The organism is Streptomyces sp. NK15101, assembly GCF_020400725.1.
Taxonomy (GTDB): Bacteria; Actinomycetota; Actinomycetes; order Streptomycetales; family Streptomycetaceae; genus Streptomyces.
On sequence record NZ_JAINVG010000151.1, the window covers coordinates 1 to 9542 of the forward strand.

Consider the following 9542-nt stretch of genomic DNA (forward strand, 5'->3'; position numbering starts at 1 on the left):
GGCCCCGGGCCGGGGGGGGGGGGGGGGGCCTCCGGGCACCCGCCGAGCCCTCACAGATCCACGAAAGCACGTTCGCCGGGGGCGACCAGCCGGGACAGGAACATGCCGATGCCCGCCGAGCCGGTCGCGTAGTCGTGGGCGATTCGGTTCAGCCAACGGCCGGGGAACGCGATCCCGCCCTCCTCCTCGACCCGGAACCACAGGACGGTCCTGGCGACGGCATTGGCCCTGTCCCGGTACTCCTCATCACCGGTGCAGCGGTACATGTCCAGCATGAACTCGCCGATCCCCGCCAGGCCTTCGAACAGACCGGGCGCGTAGGAGTACGTGACGAAGGTGTCGTCAGCCACCCGCCGGGCGAGTTCGCCGTACCGCTCGTCGCCGAGCAGCTGGTGGAACCGGACCAGCACACTGCCGACCCCCGCGCCTCCGTGGATCCAGTACGGGTACACCACGGGGTCGCCCTCGACCCGCTGCCACTGCAGGCCGAGGCTGCTCTCGCTCGCACGGCTCAGGTCGAACTCCAGACCCCGTACGGCGTACGAACGGAAGCGCTCTTCGCCGGTCGCCAGGTACAGGTGGAGGAGGAAGAGGGCGATGCCGCTCGCCCCGTAGCCGTACCCGTAATGGACGAGACCGTCGAGAGAGGACCGCCACGAGCAGGTGCCGCCCTCGTGCTCGGCCGTTCTGAGGAGGTGCTCGCCCGCCTGCACGGCACGGTCGAGATGGAGCTGCCGTCCGGTCCGCGCGTGGAAGCGCAGCGAGGCGAGTCCCCATCCGGCGACGCCGAGGAACACACCCGGATCGTCGTACAGCAGGGAAGAGGAGCGCAGCAGGGTCATCACGGCCTCGCCCCGCTCCTCCCAGCCCAGGTCGTGGAAGGCCCATGCGATGCCGGCCAAGCCGACGTACAACCCTGGCGGATAGGTGTCGTTGTCCAGCGGTCGCCCCAGCATCCAGGCGGCCACCTCGGTCGGCAGCCCGGCCGCCGGCGCCGCCCGGCCGCGCATCCTCGAACCGAGCAGTAGCGCAGGCCCGCAGGCGCCGTAGGCCACGCTCAGGGGGTTGGTCGCGAAGACCGTGTAGTCGGCGGGCCAGAGGCGGTCGGTGCGCCGCTCGTCGAAGGTACGGAGCAGCAGGCCGGCGATCCCGTCGACGGTGCGCCGGACCTCCGCGTCAGGACAGGCCGGGACACCGTCCCCGGGCCTGTGCCTTTCGGTCACCAGGGGCGTCATGGCGTCATCCGTCCTTCCAGCCGGCCAGGACTCTCTTCGCCTCGTCGACCCGGGCGGCGGCCAGGCACGACACGACGGACCTCACCTGAGCGGGGACGCCGAGGGCGACGAGCTCGTCGAGGAAGAGGTCCTTCGCCGCGGGGTTGAGGCCGAAGAACGCGGTGGCAGGCACGACGGTGCTGTAGAGCAGCATGGCCGCGGCGTACCAGTCGTCGCAGGGGAGGAGCCGGCTGCGCGAGGAGCGGTCCGGGTGAAGGAAGCCGGGCGTGCCCCAGCGGGTCCCGTAGGACAGCATCGCCGCCTCGTCGTCCTCGTGGACGGCGCTCTCGAAGTCGATGAACCGCATCCGAAGCGTGTCGGCGTCGATCAGGACGTTGTTCGGCGAGAGGTCGCCGAGCACCACACCGCGGGCGTGCACCTCTTCGATCATGGGGACCAGGCGGCCGGCGACCTCCCGGAACAGGGGCACGAACCGGTCCACCCTTCCCTCCCGTCGGATGTACGGGGCGAGGATGACCTCGTCGCGCGCCCAGAAGTCGTGGAACGCGACGCCCTCCAGCCGTTCCTCCACCAGGAACGTGTGCTCCCATTCCCGGAACAGGTCCACCGCCCGGGGGACGGAGTCCAAGCCCTCCAGTCGGCGCAGTACCTCGTACTCGTGGCGCAGCATGTCGACCGCGTCGACCGTGCGGTCTCCGCTCGTCCAGCAGTTGGTGAGCCGCCGGGCCTCCTTCACGACGACCGGATCCCCGGTGAGCCGGTCGGTGCCGTGATAGACGCCTCCGACGTTGGAGAAGGCGAGGGCGCCCTCGACGAGATAGCGATCGTGGAGGAGTGTGCCGTCGGACTCCGCGCCGGACCGCGCCGTGGCCTCGGACGCCGGTCGCTCCGCCGGCTCCTCGGCGAAGGGGTCGCGGACCCAGGGCGGCAGCCGGAAGAGGGGCAGCCGTTCGTCGGCCACGTACGAGCCGTCAGGCGCCACCAGAAACGTGCTCTGCGTGCCGTCGATGTTGAGTCGCCGCGGCGGCCGGAAGCCCCCGTAACGATAGAACAGCACCCTGCTGTCCCGATAGCGCCGGTCGGAGAGGATGTACGGCCCCTCGACGGCTTCGTCGGCCGTGCACTGGTACAGGGCCTCGATCAGCTCGGCGAAGACGTGCTCGTCGGGTGGGTACAGCGTCATGAACTTGCCGGAGAAGCCACGTTGCTGTGTCTTCGAGTTGAGCACGGCCAGCATCGCCGGGTCGGCGGCGGCCTTGAATTCGACGCGGTACGACACGCACACAGGGACCACGAGCTCGAACAGGCGGACGGCGTGCACGGGGGCGGAGGAGACATGGATCTTGAAGCCCTGGGTGGGCGGCGGAGCCGACCGCCCCGTGGATCCCGGCGCCCTCCGCGCGTGCAGCCAGACGTCCCCGCGCTCCAGAACCCAGCCGCCCGGCAGCAGCCGGCGCAGCGCGTCGCGGTACTCGGGGGTGATGGCCCTGCGGGACAGCGGCTCGTAATGCCGGGAATCGGCGAGGCCGAAGAGGTGGTGGGCAGCCAGGGCCGCCTGGCGGTCCACGGGCGCTCATTCGCCGAGGCCCCGCGAGGGGCCCCGGCTGGCTTGTGATCCTTCCGCGGTCACATCTGCACCGTTCTGCCGCCGCCGCCACCGTCGCATGCCACGCTGTACGTGCTGCAGCCGATCGACTGGGTGCTGTGGAAACCGGCGACGGCGGGGGTGGCAGCACCTCCTTCGGGCTTCATCCCCTGCAGCCCCAGCACACGGTCGACGTCGGCGGAGGCCCGTTCAAGGCTCGCCTTGACCTCGTTCAGCGAGGCGGACCTCGCCTTGCCCTGCTTGGCCATGAGTTCCTCCCGTCTCCTGGCGGACGTGCTGCCAGGAAACGGCCGGTCATCGTGCGCTGCCAGCCCGCAAGGCCTCCACCAGCCTTTCCTGACGGCTTCTCCACCGGGTCCGACCTGCGAGGACTCCGCTGTGCGGCCCCCCAGCGGGCCTGGTCCGAACGGGTTATCGGTCCGAGCTCTTCGCCGCCCGAGGGAGACCCCACGCGCCGCCCCGGACCCAGCCGTTCGGCCAGAGGCACCGCGCCCTGGGACGCTCCTCGCGCCGTCGACCGGAGCCGTGCGGCCAGGAGGGGACCGGTGAAGACACGGGAGACCGCGTCGGCCGGCCAGGACGTCGGTCGGACGATGCCGTGGGTACGGGTGGTGGTCAGGTCGTGTGTGGAGCCGGGCAGTGCGGACGAGGCCCACAACAGGTGGCCGAACCTGCGCACCGCCGCCGGCGCCCGCACCGTCCACCACCGCGCCGGCGACGCCTGCCAGTGCCGCATCAGAGAACCTTCGCCCTGTTTCCCGGTGAGAGGATCACGGGCAAGCGGCGGACTGACGGTCCGGATCGAACGGGTGGGGAGACATCGACAGTGGCCGAGGAGGAGCCTTGGACGGGTGACGATCAAGATCACAATGATCGATGCCATGCGCGCTGGCAGGTAGCGTTGAACCGCTCGACGGCCCAGTCCGGCTACCGGGACGAGTGGTATGACGCCCAGTGCGGAGGATGCCGCTTCTGGATCGCGTTGAGCGGCCGGCTCGGCCAGGACTACGGAGCGTGCAGCAACCCTGGCTCGTCATTCGACGGGCGAGTGCGGTTCGAGCACGACGGTTGCGAGAGCTTCGCCGGTCGAGCCGACGGCTCGTTCGGGTAGAGGCCGGTCAAGCGACGTTGGCTCTGGCCACGACCCTGCGGAGGCGTTCATCCGCAGCGTGTCTGTGCCGCCAGATGATGTAGAGGCGGATCATGCTGCCCTGGGCCTTGTGGCTGGGGTGGTCGGTGCCGTCGAGGGCGAAGTAGCGCAGGGCGGTGAACTGGGCCTCGATCCGGTTGAGCCAGGAGCTGTTGGTCGGGGTGTAGGCGATCTCGACGTTGTTCGCCGCAGCCCAGGTCCCGACCCGCTGGCACCGCTTGGTCGTCAGGTGGGGTGAGTAGTCGTCGCAGACGATCGCGATGCGTAAGTCCATCGGGTGCAGCGAGCGCAGGTAGCGGCAGAACTCCAGAAGCTTCGACCGGTTTTTCGTCTTCTTGATGCGCCCGTAGAGCTGGTCTTTGCCCAGGTCGTAGGCGGCGAACAGGTGTCGGACACCGTGCGGACGGGTGTAGGCCGCTCGCCGCCGGGGCCGGGGCTCGCGGTCGGGGCCCTTGTGCCGTCCGCCGCGTTCGGCCCACTGCCGTCCGGGGTGGGGCTGGAGGTTGAGGGGGCCGAATTCGTCCACGCAGAACATGACTTGGGGCAGAGCGAGTCGAAGCCGTCGGCGTTGAAGTTGTGGATCACATCCCGGACCCGGTCCGCGCTGGTGAACGTCACCTCGGCGATCTTCGCCACCGGCATGCGCTGCGCGGACAGCAGCACCATCTGGGCCCGCCGCCAGGTCACCACCGAGCCGGTGCTCCTACGGATGATCCGCAGCAGCCGTCTGCCCTCGTCGTCGTCGATCTCCCGGACCCGCACGCGTTCAGCCGCGCGGTCATTCTGGCCGCCCGGTACTGCCCGGCGCAGCAACCGGGTGACACGTCAGGACGGGGCGAACGTTGCCTGATGCGGCACTAGTACCTCACCGGTTCGCTCTCGCCCTCGGGCCACCGGGCGATCAGCCAGGACAACCCGATCGTGCCGTCGGCGGCCGGTTGCGGGCGACGGCCCGCGCGCCGGACGCGCAGGAACACGAAGTGCGAGCTCATCGCCGCCTTCGATCCCTCGCGCCAGGTCACCGTCCGGCCGCGGCCTCGACCCGCAGCCGGCACGTGCTCGCGCAATGACACCGGCCGGGTGCGATAGCGGGGCAGCGGCCTGGGGCCGAGCCCGCCGTATTCGGGCTGCTGCGGCACCGCGTCCCGACCGTGGGCGGTCATCGCACCTTTGACCTGGAGCACCCAGGCCAGGCCGCGTTCGTCCAGGCCGTGGCGGAAGTCGGCGTTCGCACCGTAGCCGGTATCGGCGACCAGGACTGCGGGCCGCAACCCGGAGCCGGCGAGTTCGTCGAGCATGTCCAGCGCGAGCTGCCACTTGGGCCGGTGACGCTCGCTGTCGGGGATCCGGCAGGACCGCCTGCGGGCCTGCGCGTCGGGACCGTCCCAGGCGGCGGGCAGGAACAGACGCCAGGACAACGGGCGTGCAGCCTCCTCGGAGGCTGCATCGACTTCCTGCGGCCGTCCAGCAGCAGCCCCGCAGATACAAGACGTCCTTCGCCCGCTGGTCCCGACGCGCCAACGGCGCGAACACCTCCGCCGCGAACTCCTCCAACCGGCCCCGCACCGCGGCAAGCTCCCCAGCCCTCATACAGCCAGCGAACTACCACCCGCCCGCCACGACAAGACCACCTGACAAAGCGCTACTAGGGGGCGGGCGCCCGGGCGGTGAGCAGCGGGAGGAGGCGGTCGGGGGTCAGGGGGAGGGCTCGGAGGCGGACGCCGCATGCGTGGTGGACGGCGTTGGCGATCGCCGCCGCCGTGCCGACGATGCCGATCTCCCCGATGCCCTTGCTGCCCATCGGGTTGAGGTGGGGGTCGTGCTCGTCCACCCAGTGTGCCTCGATGTCCGGCACGTCGGCGCAGACGGGGACGTGGTAGGAGGCCAGGTCGTGTTCGCGGAAGTCGCCGAAGACGAGGTCCATGGTGCTGTGTTCGGTGAGCGCCATCCCGAGCCCCATCGTCATGCCGCCGATGAACTGCGAGCGGGCGGTGCGCGCGTTGAGGACCCGGCCCACGGCATAGACGCCGAGCAGCCGGCTCACCCGGACCTCGCCGGTGACGGTGTCGACGCGGACCTCCGCGAAGTGGGCGCCGAAGGCGTGGCGGGCGTACGGGGACGTCCGCCTCGCCTCCTCGTCCGTGTCCGCCTCGACCGTGACGCCCTCGGGCGGCAGCGGACGACCGGGGTCGGCGGCCAGGGTCGCGCGCAGCGCGGCACAGGCCTTGTGCACGGCCCAGCCCCAGGACGCAGTCCCGGAGGAGCCGCCGGCGACGGGGGCGTCGGGCAGTCGGCTGCTGCCGAGTTCGACGCCTACGGAGTCGAGCGGGGCGCCGAGGGCGTCGGCGGCGATCCGGGCGAGGACGGTCCGCGCCCCGGTGCCGATGTCGGTGGCGTTGACGCGGACGACGAAGCGGCCGTCCGGGGCGGCGTGGGCGGAGGCGCGGGACGGGCTCAGGAGTACGGGGTAGGTGGCGGCGGCGACACCCGTACCGGCCAGCACGTCCCCGTCCCGCCGGACGCCGGGGCGCGGGTCCCGGTCCGCCCAGCGGAACCGGCGCGCGCCGTCCCGCAGGCAGGCGGCGAGGCCCCGGCTGCTGAACGGTTTGCCGCTGTCGGGCTCGGTGTCGGGTTCGTTGCGCAGCCGGAGCTCCACCGGGTCGACGCCGACCGCCTCGGCGAGTTCGTCCACGGCCGCTTCGAGGGCGTACATCCCGGACGCCTCGCCGGGGGCGCGCATCCACGACGGGGTGGGCACGTCCAGGGCGACCACCCGGTGGGTGGTGCGGCTGTGAGGAGAGGTGTACATGGTGCGGGCCGGGACGGCGGCCTGTTCGACGAACTCCTTCACCGTGGACGTCTGGGTGACCACCTCGTGGGCGAGGGCCGCGATCGTTCCGTCGGCGGCGGCGCCGATGCGGACGCGCTGGATGGTGGGCGCGCGGTGCCCCACGGTGGCGGGCAGGTCGCGGCGGGGCAGGGCGAGCCGGACGGGCCGGCCGGTGTGCCGGGCGGCCATCGCCGCGAGGACGGCCGGCGGCCGGGGGGTGCCCTTGGAGCCGAAGCCGCCGCCCACGTAGGCGGAGACGACGGTGACCTTCTGCTGGGGCATCCGGAACAGGCGCGCGAGGACGTCCCGTACGGTCGTCGCGCCCTGGCTGGAGTCGTACACGGTCAGGCCGTCGTCGTCCCACCAGGCTGTGGCGGCGTGCGGTTCCATCGGGTGGTTGTGCAGGGCGCCCATGGTGTAGGTGGCGTCGATGCGGACCGGGGACGCGGCGAAGGCGGTGTCGAAGTCGCCCCGCTCGCGTACGGCCGGGTGGCCGCCGTTGGCCTTCTCGGGCGTGTAGAGACGCGGGTGGTCGGCGCTCAGCCGGACGTCGTGCTCGCTCGGCGCGTAGTCGATCCGCAGCGCGTCGGCGGCGGCGCGGGCGTTCTCGGGCGTGTCGGCGACCACGACGGCGACGAACCAGCCCCGGTGGGGGACCCGGTCCTCCTGGAGCAGCGCGAGCGTCGGGTCGTCGGCGTCGCCGAGGCGCGGGGCGTTCTCGTGGGTGAGGACGGCGTGTACGCCGGGGCGCTGCAGGATCTCGTCGGCGTGGACGGCGGTGACCCGCCCGCGGGCGACGGCGGCGGGCACCGGGCAGGCGTGGAGGCAGCCGGGCGGCGTCCGGTCGACGGCGTAGCGGGCCTCGCCCGTCACCTTCTGGCGGGCGTCACGCCTGACGGCCGCCGAAGGCTGCGCGGTCGCGGGTTCATGGCGGGTCATGGCGTGGTGCCTCCTCCGGTCGGCGTACGGCGGGGTGTGCGCGGTCGGACGTTCGGCGGGCAGACGGATGCCGGGCGGGCGGGGCGACGCCGGGCAGGACGTCAGGGGGCGTGGCGGACGGGTGCGGGCGCGTCGTGGTCGTCACGGGGCGGCCGCGGCGGCGCGGGACGCGAGGTCACCCAGGAGGCTCACGGCGAGGTTGCGGGCCAGCGGCACCTTGAAGCCGTTGTCGCGGAGGGGCTCGGCGGCGGCGAGTTCGGCATCGGCGGCCCGCCGGAAGGTCTCGGTGGTGGCCGGCGCGCCCCGCAACACCTCCTCCGCCGCCCGCGCCCGCCAGGGCTTGTGGGCGAGACCGCCGAAAGCGAGGGCGGCGTGCCCCACCTGGCCGTCCTCGACGGTCAGGACGAGGGCTACGGAGACGAGCGCGAAGGCGTACGAGGCGCGGTCGCGGGCTTTGCGGTAGGCACTGAGCGCGCCGGGCGGCGGCGCGGGGAGCGTCACGCCCGTGATGAGTTCGCCGGGCGCGACGACGGTGTCCAGGTCCGGGCGGTCGCCGGGCAGCCGGTGGAACGCGGCGACGGGCACCGTCCGCTCGCCGTCCGCCCCGCGCAGCCGGACCTCCGCGTCGAGGGCGGCGAGGGCGACGGCCATGTCCGAGGGGTGCGTGGCGACACAGTGGGTGGAGTGGCCGAGGACCGCGAGGTCCCGGTGGACGCCCTCCCGGGCGGGGCAGCCGGAACCGGGCAGACGCTTGTTGCACGGCGTGGACGTGTCCTGGAAGTAGGGGCAGCGGGTGCGCTGGAGGAGGTTGCCTCCGGTGGTGGCCGCGTTGCGGAGCTGGGGCGAGGCGCCGGCCAGCAGGGCCTGGGACAGCACGGGGTAGCGGTTGCGCACGTCGGGGTGGGCGGCGACGTCGCTGTTGCGCGCGGTCGCCCCGATCAGCAGGCCGCCGTCGGGGGCCTCCGCGACGCCGTCGAGGGGCAAGGCACCGAGGTCGACGAGCAGCGGCGGGCCGGTGACGCCCAGCTTCATCAGGTCCACGAGGTTGGTGCCGCCCGCCAGGAAGCGGGCGCCGGGGTGGGCCGCGAGGTGCGCGATGGCCTCCTCGGTGCGTTCGGGGCGCACGTACGCGAAGGGCTTCACCGTGCGACCTCCTCGATCGCGGCCACGATGTTCGGGTAGGCGCCGCAGCGGCAGATGTTCCCGCTCATGCGTTCCCGGATCTCGTCCGGTGTGAGGGCGACGGGCTCACCCGGCCGTCGTTCCGGCGGTGTCACGTGCGAGGGTTCGCCGCGCGCCGCCTCGTCCAGCAGGGCCACGGCCGAGCAGATCTGGCCCGGTGTGCAGTAGCCGCACTGCAGGGCGTCCCGGGCGACGAACGCCTCCTGGACCGGATGGAGGCGCTCGCCGTCCGTGAGGCCCTCGACGGTGGTGACGGAACGGCCCGCGCACGCGACGGCGAACAGCAGACAGCTGTTCACGCGCCGGTCGTCGAGGAGGACGGTGCAGGCACCGCACTGCCCGTGGTCGCAGCCCTTCTTGGTGCCGGTGAGGTCGAGGTGGTCGCGCAGCGCGTCAAGCAGGGTCGTGCGGTGGTCCAGGGTGAGCGAGCGGTCCGTTCCGTTGACGCGCAGCGACACCGTGGACGCGTGCTCCGGCAGGGTCTGGTCCACCGGTCTTCCTCCTCACCTCGGAGTCTTTGCCGACGCGGGCCCGAACGTCCGCCGCGTGGCGGTACGTGGGCGGGCCTGACCGACCGGGTCGGTCAGGCCCACCCGCCGG

Annotated in this window: 9 protein-coding genes and 1 pseudogene; 2 read left to right on the forward strand and 8 right to left on the reverse strand. The window is 72.5% G+C overall.

Annotation, left to right across the window (positions count from 1 at the left end):
- Nucleotides 1-50: 50 nt before the first annotated feature.
- From K7G60_RS37390 to K7G60_RS37400, 3 genes are read right to left on the reverse strand one after another with little or no spacing between them, the layout of a single operon-like run.
- A complete protein-coding gene (locus K7G60_RS37390) occupies nucleotides 51-1235 on the reverse strand; it encodes a lanthionine synthetase C family protein (RefSeq protein WP_225805424.1) in 1185 nt (394 codons plus the stop codon).
- Between the two features lie 4 nt (nucleotides 1236-1239).
- On the reverse strand, nucleotides 1240-2802 hold the full coding sequence (locus K7G60_RS37395; protein WP_225805425.1) for a hypothetical protein: 1563 nt from the start codon (nucleotides 2800-2802) through the stop codon (nucleotides 1240-1242).
- A 59-nt stretch (nucleotides 2803-2861) separates the two neighbouring features.
- Nucleotides 2862-3089, reverse strand: a complete 228-nt coding sequence (locus K7G60_RS37400) for a hypothetical protein (RefSeq protein ID WP_225805426.1) — start codon at nucleotides 3087-3089, stop codon at nucleotides 2862-2864.
- A gap of 578 nt (nucleotides 3090-3667) precedes the next feature.
- Between K7G60_RS37400 and K7G60_RS37405 the strand changes: the two genes are divergently transcribed.
- A complete protein-coding gene (locus K7G60_RS37405; RefSeq protein ID WP_225805427.1) occupies nucleotides 3668-3952 on the forward strand; it encodes a DUF3027 domain-containing protein in 285 nt (94 codons plus the stop codon).
- A gap of 7 nt (nucleotides 3953-3959) precedes the next feature.
- Here K7G60_RS37405 and K7G60_RS37410 read toward each other — a convergent pair.
- A pseudogene (locus K7G60_RS37410) lies at nucleotides 3960-4714 on the reverse strand (transposase).
- Between K7G60_RS37410 and K7G60_RS37415 the strand changes: the two are divergent.
- Nucleotides 4599-4841, forward strand: a complete 243-nt coding sequence (locus K7G60_RS37415) for a hypothetical protein (protein WP_308083189.1) — start codon at nucleotides 4599-4601, stop codon at nucleotides 4839-4841. The pseudogene K7G60_RS37410 and the gene K7G60_RS37415 overlap by 116 nt on opposite strands.
- A gap of 7 nt (nucleotides 4842-4848) precedes the next feature.
- On the opposite strand, the gene K7G60_RS37420 is transcribed toward K7G60_RS37415, so the two are convergent.
- From K7G60_RS37420 to K7G60_RS37435, 4 genes are all read right to left on the reverse strand, one after another.
- The gene (locus K7G60_RS37420; protein WP_374115741.1) at nucleotides 4849-5409 is read right to left on the reverse strand and encodes a transposase; all 561 of its coding nucleotides are present in this window, start codon (nucleotides 5407-5409) and stop codon (nucleotides 4849-4851) included.
- A 227-nt stretch (nucleotides 5410-5636) separates the two neighbouring features.
- A complete protein-coding gene (locus tag K7G60_RS37425; RefSeq protein ID WP_225805431.1) occupies nucleotides 5637-7760 on the reverse strand; it encodes a xanthine dehydrogenase family protein molybdopterin-binding subunit in 2124 nt (707 codons plus the stop codon).
- A gap of 141 nt (nucleotides 7761-7901) precedes the next feature.
- Entirely contained in the window at nucleotides 7902-8903 is a 1002-nt protein-coding gene (locus K7G60_RS37430; protein WP_225805432.1) for a xanthine dehydrogenase family protein subunit M, read from the reverse strand.
- Nucleotides 8900-9433 (reverse strand): 2Fe-2S iron-sulfur cluster-binding protein, encoded by a 534-nt coding sequence (locus tag K7G60_RS37435; RefSeq protein ID WP_308083192.1) that lies wholly within the window; start codon nucleotides 9431-9433, stop codon nucleotides 8900-8902. Before K7G60_RS37435 ends, K7G60_RS37430 begins: the two co-directional genes overlap by 4 nt.
- Nucleotides 9434-9542 lie beyond the last annotated feature (109 nt).

Excerpts from the sequence above, each read along its gene's own strand:
- K7G60_RS37425 (WP_225805431.1), bottom strand. The coding sequence starts at position 7,760 with ATGACCCGCCATGAACCCGCGACCGCGCAGCCTTCGGCGGCCGTCAGG.
- K7G60_RS37390 (WP_225805424.1), bottom strand. The coding sequence starts at position 1,235 with ATGACGCCCCTGGTGACCGAAAGGCACAGGCCCGGGGACGGTGTCCCG.
- K7G60_RS37400 (WP_225805426.1), bottom strand. The coding sequence starts at position 3,089 with ATGGCCAAGCAGGGCAAGGCGAGGTCCGCCTCGCTGAACGAGGTCAAG.